The 20,014-nt window shown below is 74.1% G+C and carries 12 protein-coding genes; 8 read left to right on the top strand and 4 right to left on the bottom strand.

The window, feature by feature from the left end:
- Positions 1–42 precede the first annotated feature (42 nt).
- Positions 43–540: a hypothetical protein gene (locus C3486_RS00925; protein WP_103830545.1), complete on the top strand. Its 498-nt coding sequence runs from the start codon at positions 43–45 to the stop codon at positions 538–540.
- A 128-nt stretch (positions 541–668) separates the two neighbouring features.
- On the opposite strand, the gene C3486_RS00930 is transcribed toward C3486_RS00925, so the two are convergent.
- Positions 669–1,718 (bottom strand): LacI family DNA-binding transcriptional regulator, encoded by a 1,050-nt coding sequence (locus C3486_RS00930; RefSeq protein WP_308461206.1) that lies wholly within the window; start codon positions 1,716–1,718, stop codon positions 669–671.
- Positions 1,719–1,976: 258 nt separating this feature from the next.
- On the opposite strand from C3486_RS00930, the gene C3486_RS00935 reads away from it, so the two are divergent.
- Both C3486_RS00935 and C3486_RS00940 read left to right on the top strand, forming a co-directional pair.
- Entirely contained in the window at positions 1,977–3,617 is a 1,641-nt protein-coding gene (locus C3486_RS00935; RefSeq protein ID WP_103830546.1) for a glycoside hydrolase family 13 protein, read from the top strand.
- A 29-nt stretch (positions 3,618–3,646) separates the two neighbouring features.
- Positions 3,647–4,681 (top strand): aldo/keto reductase, encoded by a 1,035-nt coding sequence (locus C3486_RS00940; RefSeq protein WP_103830547.1) that lies wholly within the window; start codon positions 3,647–3,649, stop codon positions 4,679–4,681.
- Positions 4,682–4,744: 63 nt separating this feature from the next.
- Here C3486_RS00940 and C3486_RS00945 read toward each other — a convergent pair whose 3' ends face one another.
- Both C3486_RS00945 and C3486_RS00950 read right to left on the bottom strand, forming a co-directional pair.
- Positions 4,745–6,736, bottom strand: a complete 1,992-nt coding sequence (locus C3486_RS00945; protein WP_103830548.1) for an N-acetylmuramoyl-L-alanine amidase — start codon at positions 6,734–6,736, stop codon at positions 4,745–4,747.
- 388 nt (positions 6,737–7,124) lie between these two features.
- Entirely contained in the window at positions 7,125–8,258 is a 1,134-nt protein-coding gene (locus C3486_RS00950; protein WP_103830549.1) for an aminoglycoside phosphotransferase family protein, read from the bottom strand.
- A 234-nt stretch (positions 8,259–8,492) separates the two neighbouring features.
- Between C3486_RS00950 and C3486_RS00955 the strand changes: the two genes are divergently transcribed.
- Positions 8,493–9,977: a hypothetical protein gene (locus C3486_RS00955; RefSeq protein ID WP_103830550.1), complete on the top strand. Its 1,485-nt coding sequence runs from the start codon at positions 8,493–8,495 to the stop codon at positions 9,975–9,977.
- A 203-nt stretch (positions 9,978–10,180) separates the two neighbouring features.
- Here the strand turns inward: C3486_RS00955 and C3486_RS00960 are convergent, their stop codons facing one another.
- Entirely contained in the window at positions 10,181–11,671 is a 1,491-nt protein-coding gene (locus C3486_RS00960; protein ID WP_103830590.1) for a PP2C family protein-serine/threonine phosphatase, read from the bottom strand.
- A 341-nt stretch (positions 11,672–12,012) separates the two neighbouring features.
- Here C3486_RS00960 and C3486_RS00965 point away from each other — a divergent pair, with 341 nt between their 5' ends.
- The 4 genes from C3486_RS00965 (at position 12,013) to C3486_RS00980 (ending at position 20,003) form a co-directional block, all read left to right on the top strand.
- Positions 12,013–13,437, top strand: a complete 1,425-nt coding sequence (locus C3486_RS00965) for a hypothetical protein (RefSeq protein ID WP_103830551.1) — start codon at positions 12,013–12,015, stop codon at positions 13,435–13,437.
- Between the two features lie 481 nt (positions 13,438–13,918).
- Complete coding sequence (locus tag C3486_RS00970) at positions 13,919–15,043, top strand: glycosyltransferase family 1 protein (RefSeq protein WP_103830552.1); 1,125 nt, start codon at positions 13,919–13,921, stop codon at positions 15,041–15,043.
- A 62-nt stretch (positions 15,044–15,105) separates the two neighbouring features.
- Entirely contained in the window at positions 15,106–16,275 is a 1,170-nt protein-coding gene (locus C3486_RS00975; protein ID WP_258052518.1) for a glycosyltransferase, read from the top strand.
- A gap of 125 nt (positions 16,276–16,400) precedes the next feature.
- Complete coding sequence (locus tag C3486_RS00980) at positions 16,401–20,003, top strand: hydantoinase B/oxoprolinase family protein (protein WP_103830554.1); 3,603 nt, start codon at positions 16,401–16,403, stop codon at positions 20,001–20,003.
- Positions 20,004–20,014 lie beyond the last annotated feature (11 nt).

The raw sequence follows: 20,014 nt of genomic DNA on the forward strand, positions 1-20,014 counted from the left end.
TACCGCGGGATGCCGCCCCGGCGCGCCACGTACGATGGCTGTATGTCGTTCCTCCGTCGCCGTAGCGCCGTGCCTGCCGGGCCAGATTTCGATGTGCTTGCCATGGACCCCGGGGACTGGCCCGGCAACCTCGGTGCCGGGCTGCTGCCCGCGCCCGACGGCACCTGCCAGGGCGTCTTCCTGCGGTACGACCTGTTCGGCGGCCGCGGCCCCGCGATGATCATCGGCAACCTCCCCGAGGGCTCCCCGGCGCGCGAGCTCGGCGAGGGCGAGGTGCCCTTCGAGGTCGCGCAGCTGCTGGACGCGCTGGGGAACGACGAGGACGTCACCGTCGTGGAGACCGAGGACATCCCGGTCATGCACGACAACAACCTGCTGATCGTCAAGCGGATCAAGTGCTCCGAGGGCCGGATCTCCTGCGTGCAGTTCGACCGCAGCGACAACGTCCTGGTCACCATCGCCAGCTGGGACCGGCCGATCACCGACGATCTGTACGCGCTGCTCAAGCCGCTGCCGGCGGAGATGTTCCAGCAGGGCTGAGCCCCGGCCACCGCGTGCCGCGCACGGAGGAGTGAACGACCCTCGGGCGGCGCGCGGCGGTCACCCACGCATTGGGGTCACCCATGCGTTGCGGTCACCCGTACGCGTTGTGGTCACCCCGTACGCGTTCACTCCGCCGGGGTCTGCGACGCCTGCGGCGGCGGTGCCGTGGTGGCCCGCGGGATCAGCCGGGTGGGCAGCACGATGTGCCGGGCCAGGTCCGCCTCCGGGTCGTTGATCAGAGCGCGGGCCAGCTCGCCGGCCGACCGGCCGATGTCCTCCGGGGACTGCGCGATCGTGGTGAGGTCCGACCACTCCGCCATCTGGTGGTCGTCGAAGCCGAGTACGGACATCCGTCTGGGCACGTCGATATGGGCCCTGCGCAGCGTCCACAGCACCGAGACGGCGACCTCGTCCTGCTCGGCGAAGATCGCGGTGGGCGGCTCGCGCAGGCTCAGCAGCCGCCCGACCGCCTCGGCGGTGCGCCGCTTGTGCCCGGGCGGCGTGGCCACCACCAGCTCGCCGGCCGGCTCCACCCCCGCCTCGGCGAGCGCCTGCTGGTAGCCGAGCAGCCGCTCGTGCGAGCTGAAGCTGAAGCCGCTGGCCCCGGTGGTCTGCACGAAGGCGATCCGGCGGTGCCCGAGGCCGAGCAGATGCCGGGTCCCGGCGCGGGCCCCGGCCACGTCGTCCACGTACACACTGGGCCGGCCCTCGGCGTGCTGGCTGAGGTAGACCACCGGCATCTGCAGCTCGTCCAGGCGCGCGCTCTCCGCCTCGGAGAGGTCGAAGGAGAACACCAGGAGCGCGTCCGCGTTGCGCCGCGCGGGCAGCCGCTCGAAGAAGTCGGTCCGCTCCGTCATGTCGGGGATGACGTAGACGAGCAGTTCCAGCCCCGCGGCGCGCAGCACGGGGCCCAGGCTGGAGAGCGCCGAGCCGATGAACCAGGAGTTGAGCGTGGGCGCGAGCACGGCGACCACGCCCGTACGGCCGGTCACCAGGCTGGACGCCTGCCGGGAGATCACGAAGTTCAGTTCGCGCGCGGCCTGTTCGACGCGGGCGCGCACCTCGGGCGAGACGGTCGGGAGGCCGCGCATGGTGCGCGAGACGGTGGAGGCGGAGACCCCGGCCCGCTGGGCGACGTCGGCCAGCGTGGGGTGGTGCCGCTGGGCTGGTGGCATGGCGGCAAGTTAGCAGCCGCCGGCCCACGGGCAACAGGAGTAGGACAGCGCTGTCATCAACTTACCCCCGTGTAATGCGTTGACTTCGCTTGCCTGCACTCCTAGCGTGCAAGCGTTGTTACGGAGTGACCGCTGCCGTCTGCCCGCTCGCGCATCCCTCGCCCTTCCTCAGGTCTCTGACATGAACGTCTTCCCTCCCGCCTGCTCAGAAAGCGGCTGACAGCGCAGTCACGCGGTCAGACAAGGAGCGCACCGCACATGACCCGCACCGCACCCTGGTGGCGCGACGCCGTCATCTACCAGGTCTACATCCGCAGCTTCGCCGACGGGAACGGCGACGGCATCGGTGACATCGCCGGCATCCGCTCCCGCCTGCCGTACCTGAAGTCGCTCGGCGTGGACGCCATCTGGATCAATCCCTGGTACAAGTCCCCGCAGGCCGACCACGGTTACGACGTGGCCGACTTCCGCGCCATCGACCCGCGCTTCGGCACGGTCGAGGAGGCCGAGGCGCTCATCGAGGAGGCTCACGCGGCAGGACTCCGCGTCATCCCCGACATCGTGCCCAACCACACCTCCGACCAGCACGAGTGGTTCCGCGCCGCGCTGGCCGCCGGGCCCGGCAGTCCCGAGCGCGCCCGGTACGTCTTCCGGGACGGCCGCGGCCCCGACGGCGCCGAGCCGCCCAACGACTGGAAGTCCTGCTTCGGCGGCCGCGCCTGGACCCGGGTGCCCGACGGCCAGTGGTACCTCCACCTCTTCGCGCCCGAGCAGCCCGACCTCAACTGGGACCACCCGGACGTGCTCGCCGAGTTCGAGGACATCCTCCGGTTCTGGTTCCGGCGCGGCGTGGACGGCTTCCGCATCGACGTCGCACACGGCCTGGTCAAGCACCCCGAACTGCCCGACCTGCCGGACCTCCCGGCACCCGCCGACCGCGTCCCGGGCCAGCACCTGGACCACCCGCACTGGGACCGCGACGAGGTGCACGAGATCTACCGCGCCTGGCGCCGGGTCGCCGACGAGTTCCCCGGCGACCGTGCCTTCGTGGCCGAGGCGTGGGCCGACACCCCCGAACGGCTCGCCGCCTACGTACGCCGCGACGGCCTGCACACCGCCTTCAACTTCGACTTCCTCATGGCGAGCTGGGACGCCAAGGAGCTGCGCCAGGTCATCGACGACTCCCTCGCCATGCTCGGCGCCGTCGGCGCCCCCGCCACCTGGGTCCTCTCCAACCACGACGTGGTGCGCCACCCCAGCCGCTACGGCCGCGAGGTCGTCAAGAAGTGGGGCGCCAACGAGTCCTACCGCCCCGAAGGCCCGCTCGACCTCGCGCTCGGCACCCGCCGCGCCCGCGCGGCCGCGCTCCTCATGCTGGCCCTGCCCGGCGGCGCGTACGTCTACCAGGGCGAGGAACTGGGGCTGCCCGAGGTCGAGGACCTGCCCGACGAGGTGCTCCAGGACCCGACCTGGGAGCGGTCGGGTCACACCGACCGCGGCCGCGACGGCTGCCGGGTGCCGATCCCGTGGTCCGGGGAGCACGCACCGTACGGCTTCAGCCCGGACGGCGCGACCGGCGCGCCCTGGCTGCCCCAGCCCCCGCTGTGGCGCGAGCTGAGCGTCGCCGCGCAAGAGGGCGACGAGGACTCGATGCTGGCGCTGTACCGCACTGCGCTGCGCGTCCGCCGGGAGCACCCGGCCCTCGGCGACGGGACGATGACCTGGCTCGAAGCGCCCGCCGGCGTCCTCGCCTTCCGCCGCGAGCCGGGTTTCGTGTGCGTCGTCAACCTCTCGGCCGAGCCGTACCCCCTCCCGGAGCACAAGGAGATCCTGCTGGCCAGCGGACCGCTCGCGGACGGCCGGCTGGCGCCGGACCACGCGGTCTGGCTCGCCCTGTGACCACCGGCCGCACGGAAGGAACACCTGACATGGAGTACCGCACCCTCGGGTCCACCGGCTGCGCCGTCTCCGAACTGGCGCTCGGCACCATGACCTTCGGGCACGAGACCGACGAGGCGGGCGCGCACGCCCAGCTCGACCGGTTCGTCGAGGCCGGCGGCACCCTCGTGGACACCGCCGACGTCTACACCGCCGGCGCGTCCGAAGAGATCATCGGCCGCTGGCTCGCGTCCCGGCCCGCCGACGTCACCGACCGCGTCGTCCTCGCCACCAAGGGCCGCTTCCCCATGGCCGCCGACCCGAACGGCGCCGGCCTCTCCCGCCGCCACCTGCGCCGTGCGCTCGACGCCTCGCTGCGCCGGCTCGGCGTGGAGACGGTCGACCTCTACCAGGTGCACTCCTGGGACCCGCTGACGCCGGTCGAGGAGACCCTGCGCTTCCTGGACGACGCCGTCCGCCAGGGCAAGGTCCACTACGTAGGGCTGTCGAACTTCACCGGCTGGCAGGTCCAGAAGGCGGTGGACGTCGCGGACTTCCGCGGCCTGGCCCGCCCCGTCACCCTCCAGCCGCAGTACAGCCTGCTCGCCCGCGAGATCGAATGGGAGATCGTCCCCGCCTGCGTCTCCGAAGGGCTCGGCCTGCTCCCGTGGAGCCCGCTCGGCGGCGGCTGGCTGACCGGGAAGTACCGGCGGGACGCCCGGCCGGCCGGCGCGACCCGGCTCGGCGAGAATCCCGAGCGCGGGGTCGAGGCGTACGACCGGCGCGGCCGCGTCGAGCGCACCTGGGCGGTCGTCGACGAGGTGCGCGCGGTGGCCGAGGAGCGCGGCGTCTCCATGGCGCAGGTCGCGCTCGCCTGGGTGCGCGACCGGCCGGCCGTCTCCTCGGTGATCCTCGGGGCCCGCACCCTGGCGCAGCTGGACGACAACCTCGCGGTCACCGGCCTCCGGCTGTCGGAGGAGGAGCGGGCCCGGCTGGACAAGGTGAGCGACCCCGGCGCCGCCGACTACCCGTACGGCGGCCCGGGCATCGAGCAGCGCAGCCGGGACGTGGCCGGCGGGCGCTGAACCGCGGACACGGAACGGCGGCCGGCGGGCCCGTAAGAGGACCCGCCGGCCGCCGTTGTGCCGCTAGCGGCCCGACCAGCGGATGTCCACGTCCGCCGCCCGGACGTAGCCGACCCGGTGGCCGACCTGGATCTCGTAGTACACGTCCTTGCCGCGCACGACGGCGTGCTTGCTGGTGTCGAACGTCGGTGCGTAGAAGTACTCGCCACGCGTCCGGTCGCCGACGGCGTAGCGCTGGCCCGCCTTGAGCGCGTACGGCAGCGGCGAGACCGCCTGGACCGGGACGCCCGCCGGGTAGGCCTCCTTCTCCGGGTACGCCCGGCCGTAGACCGGGATTTCGGCCCTGCCCTCCTTCGGGGTGGCGACCCAGCCCCTGGCGTTGAGCGCCGTCGGCTCGTCACCGGGGTTGTGGAACCACGCCTTCTGGCCGAGGTACCAGATCGCCGTCCAGTCGCCCTTGCGGTCCGCGACCGCGAACTGCTGGCCGGTGCTGGCGCGGGCGCCGGTGTCGTTCACCCCGGTGGTGGACGCCGCGCCACCCGGGTGCAGCCCCTCGTCCTTCACCAGCGGCGCGTCCTCGCTGGGCGCGGAGTACAGGCGTACGGCACCCGAACCGTGCGCGGCGCACGGCTGGCCCGCCTTCTCGCAGCCGGTGTACTGCGGCTGGTTGGTGTCGTACTCGGGGTCGATGGTGACGAGGCCGCCGCGCGGCCCGCCGGTGGGCGTCAGCGGCCGGCCCAGCAGCGCGAAGTAGTGGTCCCAGTCCCAGTAGGGGCCCGGGTCGGTGTGCATGCCCTTGATCGACGCGGTGGTGGTGCCGGGGACGTTGTCGTGACCGAGGATGTGCTGCCGGTCCAGCGGGATGTCGTACTTGTGCGCCAGATACCGCACCAGCCGCGCGGAGGTCCGGTACATCGCCTCCGTGTACCAGGCGTCCGGCGCGACCAGGAAGCCCTCGTGCTCCAGGCCGATGGAGCGGGAATTGATGTACCAGTTGCCCGCGTGCCAGCCGACGTCCTTGGTCCGGACGTGCTGGGCGATCAGCCCGTCGGAGGAGCGGAGGCTGTAGTGCCAGGACACGTAGGTCGGGTCCTGGACCAGCTTCAGCGTCGTCTCCCACGTCGCCTCGGTGTCGTGGATGACGATGTAGTCGACGCTCTGGTCCTCGGGGCGGTCCGCCAGGTCGTGGTTGCCGTAGTCGCCGTCGCCGAACTCCTGGTACGGCGCCGGCACCGACTCGCACGACACGCTCGACGGGCACTCGGTCCCCTCCGAGGGCGCCTTGCGCAGGCCCAGCGCGCGGGTCTGGGCGCGGTCGGGGGAGAGGCCGGGGGACTTGGCGAGGGTGACCCGCTGGCCCGCGTCCGTCGTCCGGGAAGCGCCGCTGCGCAGCGTGTCGTAGACCTGGTCGGCGAAGACGGTGGCGCTCTTGGCGTCGCTCGCGCCGGAGTAGCGGGCCACGGCGGCGTACCAGTCGGCGGGGTCGGCGCTCGCCTCGAGGCCGAGCCGGCGCTGCTGGTCGGCGAGGAGGGCCGCGCCGCCGGCGATGTTCGCCGCGGCGTTCTCCCGCAGCTCGCGCGCCGGCAGACCGGTGAGCCGCGCGGCCTTCGACAGGGTCTTGAGGCGCGCCGGTACCTCGGACGCGTCGGGCAGCTTCGCCTCGGCGGTCTTGCGGGCGCGCGAGGAGTCCCCGCGCGCGTCCTCGGTGCCCTCGCTGTGGTGCGGCGCCTCCTTGGCGAGCGCGGCGCGCGCGTCGGTGAGGTGCATCGGGCCGTAGCCGCCGGCCACGCTGGGCGCGCCCCGGTGGCCGTCCCAGCGGGACTCCAGGTACGAGACGCCCAGCAGGACGCTCTGCGGCACGTCGTACTTGGCGGCGGCGTCGGCGAAGGCGCGCTGGAGGGAGCCGGCGTCCGCGCCGGCGGTGGCGACCGGCGCGGCCGAGACCAGTGGCAGCAGGAGGGCGGTCGCCGCCGCGGCCGTCGCCGCCCTCCTGGTCGTTCTGCGGGTGCGGAGGGCGTCGCGTCTGGCGACGCCGTAGGAAGCGGATCCTCGCAATGCAGCCTCCTCGGGCCGGCCCGTACCGGGCGGTGTGGCGGATGGTGCGCCGTTGGGCGTGCGGGAACCCGACAAGAGGTATCGGTTCGCCGACGATCCGTCAATCACCCCGCAACCGGTCGATTCCGCAGGTCGGCGCGGGGTCCGGGGCGGCTTCTCGGGTACCGGGCCCCGGGCCTGGGACGCGTCAGTCGAGTAGACCAATGCCGGGGCGAAACGCCGGTCCGTAACACACTCGGGAACCACACCGCCGCATGGTGCGACTGGGTGATGCCCCGATGGCCGCGACCGTACGCCACCCCGCCGCACGCCACCCCTGACCGGATGCGCACATACGTAAGCGGCGCGCCCCAGCACAGGCGCGCCGCTCCGTCCCCCCGTCAGCGGATCAGCGGGTGCCGACCGCCGCCCTCACCGCACGCCGCGCCATCTGGGCGTCGTCGTGCAGCCGCCGCAGCAGCAGGCGCTGCTCCTCACCCGCGGCGGGCGCTCCCGGCTGTCCCGTACCGGAGGAGCCGGGCGGCGCCTCCTCCCGCATCGTCCGCTGCACCGCGGTCTCGTAGCGCCGGATCTCCCGGGTCAGTACCAGCATCAGATTGACCAGGAAGGCGTCCCGGGCGGCGGGACCCGCGGCCTGCGCGAGCTGGCTGATCTGGCGGCGCGCGACCGGTGCGTCACCGAGCACCGACCACAGGGTCGCCAGGTCGTAACCCGGCAGGTACCAGCCGGCGTGCTCCCAGTCCAGCAGCACCGGGCCGGCCGGGGAGAGCAGAACGTTGTTCAGCAGCGCGTCACCGTGGCAGAACTGGCCCGTGGAGTGCGCGAGGCCGTGCATCAGCTTCTGCAGGTCGCCCAGGTCACGGTCGGTCAGCAGCCCGAGGTCGTGGTACCGCCCGATGCGGTTCGCGTAGTCCAGCGGCGCGTCGAACATGCCGGCCGGCGGACGCCAGAGGTTGATCCGGCAGACGGCGCCGAGGGCCGCACGGATGTCCGCACGCGGCGGCGCCTCCGTGGGGTGGCGCTGCACGGCCGCGACCCGGCCGGGCATGCGCTCGATGACGAGGGTGCAGTTGTCGGGATCCGCGGCGACCAACCTCGGCACGCGCACCGGTGGCCGGTGGCGTACGAAGGCGCGGTACGCAGCTATTTCGTGCCGGAACCGCTCGACCCAGGCCGGCGAGTGGTCCAGTAAAACCTTCGCGACCGCGGTCGTGCGCCCCGTCGTGCCGACGAGGAGCACGGACTTCCCGCCCCGCCGCAGCACCTGGACCGGGTTGAACTCCGGGCAGATGCGCTGCACCGAGGTGACCGCCGCGCGCAGCTGCGCGCCCTGGGGTCCGGACAAGTCGAGTCTTCCGCTCAGCGGTTGCGGCCCGGGCCCCTGCGCCCGCCTGATGCGGCCGCCCGGGGGCCCCGCGGCCATTCCCGCGGAGTGGGCGGGATCGAGGTACGGACCGCTGCCCGTGGGCTGCGGACGGTACGGCCGGGGCGGGGCGGTCGCGGCGGACGATGCTGCGTACATGGGTGGATGAGGTCCCTTCGTGCGCCGACGAGTGGCGGTGCGCCTCCGGCCCGGTGAGGGTTGCGACACCCTGGGGAATGCGTTTCCGCCACCGGGCCGGGGGCTGCATCTCTACAGAACACGCGGCTACGGGTGGCAGACCATCTGGCGCACCCTGGCGAACCCTGGCGAATGCTCGCCCGGCACATGACGGCCGGTTACTGTCAACTCAGTCGAGGAACCTGGGGGCTTGACGTGAACAGGGAGCCGAACACCCGTCTCGCGGACCTTTTCCAGCTCGCCGGCTGGTCGAAGGGCGAGCTGGCGAGGTTGGTCAACCGGCAGGCGGCGGCCATGGGCCATCCGCAGCTGGCGACCGACACGTCCCGAGTACGGCGCTGGATCGACATGGGGGAGACCCCGCGCGATCCCGTACCGAAGGTACTGGCGTCCCTTTTCACCGAGCGCCTCGGCCGTGTCGTAACCATCGAGGACCTCGGCTTCGCACGCTCCGGGCGCGCGGGGAAGCGGCAGGCCGCCGACGGCCTGCCGTGGCCGCCCGACCGTACGGCCGCGGTCCTCACGGAATTCACGGGAATGGACCTCATGCTCAACCGACGCGGCTTGGTGGGCGCGGGCGCGGCGCTCGCCGCGGGCTCCGCGCTCAGCAGCGCCATGTACGACTGGCTGCACGCCGACCCGGCCCTGGCAGCCGACGCCCCCCGTACCGACAACCCCCTGTCCCCCCACACCGCCGACCAGGCCGGCCTGGACCGCTACGAAGCGGCCCCCGTCGGCTCCCAGGAGATCGACGCCCTGGAGCGCTCGGTGGAGGTCTTCCGCGCCTGGGACGCGGCCCGCGGCGGCGGGCTGCAGCGCAAGGCCGTGGTGGGCCAGCTCAACGAGGTGGGCGGCATGCTCTCCTACCGCCACCCCGATCACCTCCAGCGGCGGCTGTGGGGTGTGGCGGCCAACCTCGCCGTCCTGGCCGGCTGGATGTCGCACGACGTGGGCCTGGAACCCACGGCGCAGAAGTACTTCGTGATCGCCGCGCACGCGGCCCGCGAGGGCGGCGACCGGCCGCGGGCGGGGGAGGCGCTGTCCCGGGCCGCCCGGCAGATGGTGCACCTCGGCCGGCCCGACGACGCGCTGGACCTGATGAAGCTCGCCCAGTCCGGCTCCGGCGACCAGACCCTGCCGCGCACGCGTGCGATGCTGCACACGATCGAGGCATGGGCGCAGGCGTCCAAGGGCCAGGGGCAGGCGATGCGGCGCACCCTCGGGGAGGCCGAGGAGCTGTTCGTCTCGGACAAGCGCGACGTGCCGCCGCCCAGTTGGATGCAGAACTTCGACGAGGCCGACCTGCACGGCATGCAGGCGCTGGCGTACCGCACGCTCGCCGAGCACGACCCCAAGGCGGCCAAGATCGCCCAGGGGCACGCCCAGCAGGCACTGGCACTGCGCCGGGACGGCTACCAGCGCTCGCAGATCTTCGACTACCTGTCGATGGCCTCGGCCCTGTTCATCGCCAACGACCCCGAACAGGCCGACCGGTACGCCCGCCTGGCGCTGATGTCGATCGGGGAGAACTCCTCGCACCGCACCTGGGACCGGCTGCGCGAGATGTACCGCCTGACGGGGCAGTACGCCGACTACCCCAAGGTGCAGGCGCTCCGCGAGGAGATCGAACTGGCGCTGCCCAAGCAGAAGAAGCCCAGGGAAGGCACCGGCCGGGCCTGAGCGGCCGCCTGCCGGCTTCGGCGCCCCCATCGCCCCTCGGGGCGGGCGGACGGTGCCGGGAGAGCGCGGAAGACGCCCCCAAGACCTCGGGGCGCTTTTCCCTTTCCGCACGCCCTTCTTCGCCGGCTTACGGCGGTCGATTCAGCCCGGCGGTCGTTTCAGCTGGGCTTGTTCAACCGGGCTTGTTCAGCGCTGGGCCAGTTTCAGCTGGGCCTGTTTCCGTCACAGACCTTGGCGATCAGTACGCACGCGTCGTCCTCCCGTTCGGCGCTGCCGAACTCCTCGACGACGATACGGACGCTGTCCTGCGCGCTCCGTGCCCCCGCGAACCGCGGGGCCAGGGCGAGCAGCCGCTCGGTGCCTTCGTGCGCGCCGTCCGCCTCGGCCGTACGGCGGCAGGGCACCAGGCCGTCGGTGTACAGCACGAGGAGGTCGCCCGGGGCCAGCTGCTCGCTGCGCTGCGCGTACGTGGCCCCCGAGGTCGCGCCGAGCAGCACGCCCTCGGGCGGCTGCAGCTCCCGGCCGTGCCCGTCCCGGAACAGCAGCGGGGCGGGGTGTCCGGCCTGCGCCCAGTCCAGCCGGCGGGTGGCCGGGTCGAAGCGGCAGCACACGGCGCTGCCCAGCGCGGGCTGTGCCGAGGCGTCCAGGAGCTGGTTCAGGAAGCCCATCAGGGGGCCCGGCTCCTGGCCGGAGACGGCCATGCCGCGCAGCGCGCCGAGCAGCATCGCCATGCCGCCGGTGGCCGCGACGCCGTGGCCGGTGAGGTCGCCGGCGCTGAGCAGGGTGCGCCCGTCGGGCAGCTGGAGCGCGTCGTACCAGTCGCCGCCGATCAGGGCGCTGGATCCGGAGGGGAGGTAATGGGCGGCCAGGTCCAGGGCGGCCGGGCCGCCGTGCGGGAACCGCAGGGAGCCGCGCCACGGCGGCAGCACGGCTTCCTGCAGCTCGACCGCAAGCCGGTGTTCGGTCTGCGCGATGTGCCGCTGGCGCTGCAGCGAGTCACGGGTCTCGCGCACCGCCCGCTGGCTGCGGCGCAGCTCGCTGACGTCCCGCAGCACCGCCCACATGCAGGCCGTGCTGCCGTCGGCGTCGAGCACCGGCTCGCCCACCATGTGCACCGTGCGCACGCTCGTGTCGGGGCGCACGATGCGGAATTCGCCGTCGATCGGCTTGCCGTCCACCAGGCAGTCCGTGACCATCGCGGTCAGCTGGGGCTGGTCGTCGCAGAAGATCAGGGACGGCAGCTCGTCCAGGGTCAGGGGCCCGTCGGCCGGGTCCCGGCCGAAGATCCCGTACAGCTCGTCGGACCAGCTCACCTCGTCGGTGAGCAGATTCCACTCGGCGCTGCCCACACGGCTCAGCAGCGAGCCGCGGGCGCGGGCCTCGGGGTCCGGGTCGGGCGGGGCGGCGGGCAGCTGCAGGGAGTCGTCGGAGCCGTCCGCCGGGCCGCCCGGCAGGCCCTCTCTGAGCTGGTCCAGATGGCCGCCGAGGTCGTCGAGGTGGTGGACCGCGAGGTCGCACAGGGCCCGCTGCCAGCGCAGCCGGGCGTCCTCGTCGGGGAATCCGCCGGCCGCGGCCTCGCGCCGCACGGCGTCCAGACCGCCGCGGAGCCGACGGGCCTGCGAAATGAGTGCGTCGACCGCGCCGCGCTCCGGCGGCTGCGCGTGAGGGTGGTCCGCGAAGAGATGGGACGGCATGACGTACTCCGATATCAGGCGGCGCTCGGCCATGTCTCCGGCCTTGTCGGCCATGTCTGACGGAAGGGCCGGTTACGACTGTTGCACAGGCCGCGACGCCGCGTAAGGGATTTGGCATGACCCGATACGGTGGTGCACACGGCATATGCCACCGGCTGCGCCTCCGCAACCCTACCGAGCGCTGCGGAATCCGTCGCTCCGGGCTAGGCTTCGGCCGCCGTACGGCAGTCGTTCCGCCGATCCACTGTGGCAACGACGCATACGGCCCGCGGACACCGGCAAGAATGCCGGTCAGCGGAAATCCCGTTGCCAGCCAGTCCCCCGCACCGGATGCTGACCTCATGTTCGATCCAGACATAGCGCCCAGTGGCACCCTGCTCGGCCTCCTCCAGCGAGGCCGCGGCGACGGGACCCTGCATGCCTTGGCGGCGCCCCGGGCCGAGGCCCTGGCCGCCCTCGACGACTGCGTGCTGCGCGACCCCCGGCGCGACTGGCAGCTGGAGAACCGCTCGCTGTACTACGCACGCCTCTACCTGCAGCTCGACGGCGGACTCGAAGAGATCGAACGGCACCTCTTCCACCCCGACGACCGCACCGACACCCGCGAGGAGCGCACCGGTCTCGCCCTTTCCGTACTGGGCCACCTCGCCTCCTACGGGCGTGACGCCGCGCTGTTCCTGTTGCGCAGCTACGCCGCGGTCGGCGGCAACTGGCGCTGGGCCCTGGACGAGCTCGCGCTGCGCGACGACGACGACGGCCTGCGCTCCCTGGCGCCCGCCGTGCTGGCCCGTTTCCCGGAGACCCCCGAGGGCGAGGCCGAGCTGGCCGCTGCCGTACGGGACGCGTTCGAGCCCCGCCCCTGGCGGCTGTGGGCCGAGGACGCCCGGTACGGCGCGCGGGTCCGCGCCGCCCATGAGCAGGGCAGTTTCGACCGCTGGCAGCGCCAGCTGACGCCGAGCGGCCCGCGCCCCGGCTGGAGCGTCCGGGAGATCCTGCAGTGGGCCGAGGACGGCCGGGCCGCCGGGCCCGCCGAGTGGCGGACCGGAGCCGCGGCCCGCTGCCTGGCAGCGGTGGCCGGCCCCGAGGACCGCCCCGAGCTGCTGGCCGCCGCGCGCAGTGGCCCGGACGCCGCGCGCGCCGCGGCCCTGCGTCACCTCGCCGAGCGCGGCGACCCCGAAGCGCTCGACCTGATCGAGGCCGCCGTGTCCGACCCGCTCGGTTCGGCGGAGCTCACGGAAGCGGCGACCAGCGCGTTCGTCCGCATGCGCGCCGTCGCAGCCATCGAGCGCGCCCGGATCTGGGCCCACCGCACGGACCGGCTGAGCGCCGTGGCCGCCGGGCTGCTGGCCCGCCGCGGCGCCGCCGGGGACGCCGACACCGTGCTGGCCGCGCTCCGCAGGACCGTGCAGTCGGAGGGCCCGGACGCGGCCGGGCTGTGGGAGCTGGCCGACGGCGTCGGACGGCTCGGCGTCGAGTGCGCGGCGCCGGTACTGCGCCACATCTACCGCGAGACCTCCTCCTCCCACCTGCGCGGCCGTGCAGCCGCCGCGCTCGCGGCCACCGACCCCGGCTTCGCAGCGGGCTTCGCCGTCGAGTGCCTGTGGGACTGCGAGGAGACCACCCGGGAACTCGCCGCCCGTACCGCGGCGACCGGCGACGCGCGCGTCGTCGAACAGCTCCGCCGGCTGGCCGCCGACCCGGCCGAGGAGACCGAGGTCCAGACGGCGGTACGGGGCCGGATCGGCCCGGACGCCGCGGAGGTCTGAGCCGAAATCCGAGCCGCGCTCCGGGGGGGGGCCGCGCGCCTGCTCACCCTGAAGCGGCCCGGTACGCGCTGCCCCCGTGCGCCCCGTCGCGGCCCGCCTCGTGCGGCGCGTGACGCCCGCTTCGTATGGCGCGCAACGCTCGCCTCCTATGGCGCGTGACGCCCGCTTCGTGCGGTGAGTGACCCCCGCCCGCGGCACCTCTGTGGCGCGTCCTCGGCCTCCGTACGACGCATGGCGCCCGCCACCCGGTCGTGGCAGGCCGGGGCGCCGCCTGCAGGAGCGTGGACGCGCCTACTGGGCAGGGCGTAGCGGAAGCGGCGACGGGCGCGCCGCGCGCCACCGTCCTGTCACGACACTCGGGCCCCGCGGGGCAGCCGGTCCCCGCCGCCCACTCCGGCGACGACGCAACGCTCATGGGACGTTCCCCCGTTGGAAAGATCCCCTTGGCCCCGTCCACGCCCGGCCCGCCGACAACACGGGTATGCGTGTCGCCATCGTCACCGAATCCTTCCCGCCCGACGTCAACGGCGTCGCACACTGCACCCTGGAAACCGCCCGCCACCTGGTGCGGCGCGGCCACGAGCCGCTGGTCGTCGCCCCGGCCACGGCCCAGGACCCGGCGGCCGGGCGCACCCCGCCGTGCCCGGTCGTCCGGGTGCCGTCCCTGCCGCTGCCCGGCTACCCGCAGGTGCGGATCGCCCTGCCGGGCCGCCGGCTGGCCGCCGCGCTCACCGCGCACCGGCCCGACCTCGTCCACCTCGCCGGCCCCTTCGTGCTCGGCGTGCGCGGCATGGCCGCGGCGGCCCGCCTCGGGGTGCCCGCCGTCGCGGTCTACCAGACCGACCTGGGCCGCTACGCCCGGACCTACCTGGGCACGGGCAGCGCGGCGGCCTGGCGGCGGCTGCGCGCGGTGCACAGCGCCGCCGACCGCACCCTGGCGCCCTCCACCGCCGCGGCCCGGGAGCTGGCCGAGCACGGCGTGCCCCGGGTCAGCCTGTGGCCGCGCGGCGTGGACTCCATGCGGTTCCACCCGGACCGCCGCGACGAGGTGCTGCGCAGCTCGCTGGCGGCCGGGCGCGAGGTGCTGGTGGGGTACATCGGGCGGCTCGCGCCGGAGAAGGAGGTCGGGCTGCTGCGCGAGACGGCCCGGCTGCCGGGCGTGCGGACCGTCGTGATCGGCGACGGGCCGAGCGCCCCGGGGCTGCGCGCGGCGCTCCCCGAGGCGCGCTTCCTCGGCCGCCGTACCGGTGACGAGCTGGCCCGGCTCTTCGCCAGCCTCGACGTCTTCGTGCACACGGGGGCGCACGAGACCTTCGGGCAGACCGTGCAGGAGGCGATGGCCAGCGGGGTGCCGGTGGTGGCGCCGGCGGCGGGCGGCCCGCTGGACCTGGTGGCGCACGGGAGCACGGGGCTGCTCGTGCCACCGGGGGACGCCGCTGCGGTACGGGACGCGGTGCAGGTGCTGGCCGCCGCACCGCGGCTGCGTGCCGCTTACGGGGCGGCGGGCCGGGCGGCGGTGGCGGACCGTACCTGGGAGGCCGTCGGCGACCGGCTGCTGGCGCACTACGAGGACGTACTGGGACAACGGGAGGCGGTGCCGGCATGAGGCGCGACGGTACGGACCACATCGGGAGGCAGCCGGGCGCGGGCGCGGCCCGGCGCGGAAGCATGCGGCGCGAGGGGCTGCGCATCGTGCGGCTGGCGAACTTCGTCACCCCGGCGTCGGGCGGGCTGCGCACGGCCCTGCGCGAACTGGGCGAGGGCTACCGGGCCGCAGGGCACGATCCGGTGCTCGTCGTGCCGGGCCCGGCCGCGAGCGACGAACGCACCCCGCAGGGCCGGGTGATCACGCTCCCGGGGCCGGTGCTGCCCGGCACGGGCGGCTACCGCGTTCTCACGGGACGCGCGCGCCTGGAGCAACTGCTGCGTACGCTGGCCCCGGACCGTCTGGAGGTCTCCGACCGCACGACGCTGCGCTGGACCGGTGAGTGGGCCCGGCGCGCCCGGGTGCCCGCGGTGATGGTCTCGCACGAGAGCGTGGACGGGGTGCTGCACACGTGGGGCGTGCCCCGGTACGCCGCGCGGTCGGTCGCCGACCGGCTCAACTCCCGTACGGCACACGCCTACAGCCGCATCGTGTGCACGACGGAGTGGGCGGCGGCCGAGTTCGCCAGGACCGGCGCGCGCAACGTGGTCACCGCGCCGCTCGGCGTCGACCTGGCCCGTGCGCACCCCGGCTGCCGCAGCGAGGAGCTGCGCCGGCGGACCGGCGGCGGTGCGTCCGCCGTGCTGCTGCTGTGCTCCCGGCTGTCGGTGGAGAAGCGCCCGGGAAGGGCCCTGGACGCCCTCTCCCGGCTCCGCGCCGACGGGGTGGACGCGGCGCTGGCCGTGGCCGGTGACGGGCCGCTCCGCGCCCGCCTGGAGGCCCGCGCCCGCGCCGAGCGGCTGCCGGTCGCCTTCCTCGGCCACGTCGCCGGCGCGGACACGCTCGCCGCCCTCCAGGCCAGTGCCGACGTCCTCCTGGCGCCTGGCCCCGCCGAGACCTTCGGGCTCGCCGCACTGGAGGCGATGGCCTGCGGCACGCCGGTCGTGGCCAACGCCGGCTCCGCGCTCGCCGGGCTCATCGGTTCCGCGGGGGACACGGCCCTCGACGACGGGCACAGCATCGCCGCCGCCGTCCGCCGCGTCCTGGCCCGCCCCGAGGAGCAGCGCCGCGCCGCCGCCCGTCGCCGCGCCGAGGACTTCGGCTGGCACGCCGCGGTCAACGCCTTCCTGGCCGCCCACGACGCGGCCCCGCTCACGCCGTCCCGTGCGTCGGCACTCGAGGGGGCTGCCTGAGCATCGGCCGGTCCCGAAGGCGCGGAGTGCGGGGCGCCGGAGGCCGCGCGCCCGGGCGCCCGGTGGGCAACGCGCCGTCCGCCCGTGCCGGTCCGCCTTCGGGACTCCGCCGTCACAATGGGCGCATGACGGGACGCTGGGAGTTCTGGATCGACCGGGGCGGGACCTTCACGGACGTGGTGGCGCGGCGGCCGGACGGCACGCTGCTCACCCGGAAGCTGCTCTCGCACCACCCCGAGCGGTACGACGACGCGGCCGTCGCCGGCATCCGTGAGGTGCTGGGGATCGCGCCGGGGGAGCCGGTGCCCGCCGACCGGGTGGCCGTCGTCAAGATGGGCACCACCGTGGCCACCAACGCCCTCCTGGAACGCAAGGGCGAGCCCACGGTGCTCGTCACCACCCGCGGCTTCCGGGACGCGCTGCGGATCGCCTACCAGAACCGGCCCCGGCTGTTCGACCGGCACATCGTGCTGCCGGACGCGCTGTACGACCGGGTGATCGAGGTACCGGAGCGCGTGGACGCGCACGGTGCGACGGTCACGCCCCTCGATGCCGGTGCCGCCCGGGACGCGCTGGCCGCCGCGTACGAAGCGGGCTTCCGCAGCGCCGCCGTCGTCCTGCTCCACGGGTACCGCCACCCGGCGCACGAGAAGGCGCTCGCCGCGCTGGCCACGGAGGCGGGCTTCACCCAGATCAGCTGCTCGCACGAGGTGAGCCCGCTGATGAAGCTCGTCCCGCGCGGCGACACCACCGTGGTGGACGCCTACCTGTCTCCCATCCTGCGGCGCTACGTGGAGGAGGTCGCCGCACAGCTCCCCGGCATCCGGCTGATGTTCATGCAGTCCAACGGGGGGCTGCGGCAGGCCGAGCACTTCAGGGGCAAGGACGCCGTGCTCTCCGGGCCGGCCGGCGGTGTGGTGGGCATGGTCCGCTCCGCCGCCGAGGCCGGGCACGACAAGGTGATCGGCTTCGACATGGGCGGCACGTCCACGGATGTGTCGCACTATGCGGGGGAGTTCGAGCGGGTCTTCGGCAGCGAGGTCGCGGGCGTACGGATGCGCGCGCCCATGATGAACATCCATACGGTCGCGGCGGGCGGCGGTTCCGTCCTGCACTTCGACGGGCGCCGCTACCGGGTGGGGCCCGACTCGGCCGGCGCCGTCCCGGGGCCCGCCTGCTACCGCCGCGGCGGCCCGCTCACCGTCACCGACGCCAACGTCATGCTGGGCCGTATCCAGCCCGCGCACTTCCCGGCCGTGTTCGGGCCGCACGGTGACGAGCCGCTGGACGCGGACGTGGTACGGCAGCGCTTCGAAGAGCTGGCCCGGGAGGCGGAGAAGGCGGTGGGGGACCGGCGCGGTCCCGAGGAGGTCGCCGCCGGCTTCCTGGACATCGCCGTGCTCAACATGGCCAACGCGGTGAAGAAGATCTCCGTGCAGCGCGGCCACGACGTGACCCGGTACGCGCTCACCAGTTTCGGCGGCGCGGGCGGCCAGCACGCCTGCGCGGTCGCCGACGCGCTCGGCATCGGCACGGTCGTCGTGCCGCCGCTGGCCGGCGTGCTCTCCGCGTACGGCATCGGGGTCGCCGACGCCACCGCGATGCGCGAGCAGGCCATCGAGACCGAGCTGACGCCCGGCGCCATGGACCGCGTACGCGCCACCTGTGACGAGCTCGCCGACCGTACCCGCGACGAACTCCGCGCCGACGGCGTGCCCGAGGAGAGCATCACCACCCGCGCCCGCGTCGTCCTCCGGTACGCGGGCACCGACGCCGGCATCCCCGTACCGCTCGCCGGTGCCGACGAGATGGCCGCCGAGTTCGCCCGTGTGCACCGCACCCGGTACGCCTTCACCATGGACAAGCCGCTGATCGCCGAGGCGGTCTCCGTGGAGGCGGTCGGCGCGGCCGGCGGCACGTCCGGCCACCGCAGCCTCGCGGCCGACCGGGAGGGCCCGCTGCGGCCGCTGGACACGGTCCGGACGTTCGTGGCCGGGGAGTGGCGGGAGACCCGCCTGTACCGGCGTACGGACCTGCGGCCGGGCGACACCGTCACCGGGCCCGCGATCGTCGTGGAGGACGACGCCACCACGGTCGTCGACCCGGGCTGGCAGGCGGCCGCGGGTGACCGGGGGCACCTGCTGCTCACCCGCGTCGAGGCGCGCCCCGAGCGCACCGCCGTCGGTACCGCCGCCGACCCGGTCATGCTGGAGGTCTTCAACAGTCTCTTCATGGCCATCGCCGAGCAGATGGGCGTGCGCCTCGAACACACCGCGCACTCCGTCAACATCAAGGAGCGGCTCGACTTCTCGTGCGCGCTCTTCGACGCCGACGGCAACCTCATCGCCAACGCGCCGCACATCCCCGTCCATCTGGGCTCGATGGGCGAGTCCATCAAGGAGGTGCTGCGGCGGCGCACGGACGACATGCGCCCCGGGGACGTGTACGCGATCAACGACCCGTACCACGGCGGCACGCACCTCCCCGATGTCACGGTCGTCACCCCCGTCTTCGACGAGCGGGGCGAGGAGCTGCTCTTCCTGGTGGCGTCCCGCGGCCACCACGCCGAGATCGGCGGCATCACGCCGGGCTCCATGCCCGCCTTCAGCCGCACGGTCGAGGAGGAGGGCGTGCTCTTCGACAACTGGCTCCTCGTGCGCGACGGCAGGCTGCGCGAGGAGGAGACGCGGCGGCTGCTCACCGAAGGGCCGTACCCCTCGCGCTCCCCGGATGCCAACATCGCCGACCTCCGGGCGCAGATCGCCGCCAACGAGAAGGGCATCAGGGAACTGCACAAGATGATCGGGCAGTTCGGCCTGGACGTGGTGCGCGCCTACATGGGGCACGTGCAGGGCAACGCCGAGGAGTCGGTGCGCCGGATCATCGCCGGGCTGTCCGACGGATCCTTCCGGTACGAGACCGACAGCGGCGCGGAGATCAGGGCCGCGCTGACCGTGGACCGGGCCTCCCGCAGCGCGGTGCTCGACTTCGAGGGGACCTCGCCGCAGCAGCCCGGCAACGCCAACGCGCCCAGCTCGGTGGTGATGGCCGCGGTGCTCTACGTGTTCCGCACCCTGGTCGCCGACGACATCCCGCTCAACAGCGGCTGCCTGAAGCCCCTCGACGTGCGCATCCCGGAGGGCTCGATGCTCGCGCCGGTCTTCCCGGCCGCCACCGTCGCGGGGAACGTGGAGACCTCCCAGGCGGTCACCGGCGCGCTCTACGGGGCGCTGGGCGTCCAGGCCGAGGGCTCCGGCACGATGAACAACGTCACCTTCGGGAACGACCGGGTGCAGTACTACGAGACGGTCGCGAGCGGATCGGGCGCGGGCGACGGCTTCGACGGCGCCGACGCCGTGCAGACCCATATGACCAACTCCCGGCTCACCGACCCCGAAGTGCTGGAGTGGCGCTATCCCGTGCATGTGGAGGACTTCTCGGTACGGGAGGGCAGCGGCGGCCGCGGGCAATGGCACGGCGGCTGCGGCGTCGTCCGCCGGATCCGCTTCCTTGAGCCGATGACGGTCGCGCTGCTGACCGGGCACCGCAGGGTGCCGCCGTACGGCATGGCGGGCGGCGAGCCGGGCGCACCGGGCGAGAACGTCGTGGAGCGCGCTGACGGCCGTACGGAGCGGCTGGCGGGCTGTGACGCGGCCGAGGTGGCCGCCGGGGACGTGCTGGTGCTCCGCACGCCGGGCGGCGGCGGGTACGGGCGGCCGACCTCGTGACCGGCGCCCGG

This window comes from Streptomyces sp. Ru73 (assembly GCF_002920575.1).
GTDB lineage: Bacteria > Actinomycetota > Actinomycetes > Streptomycetales > Streptomycetaceae > Streptomyces.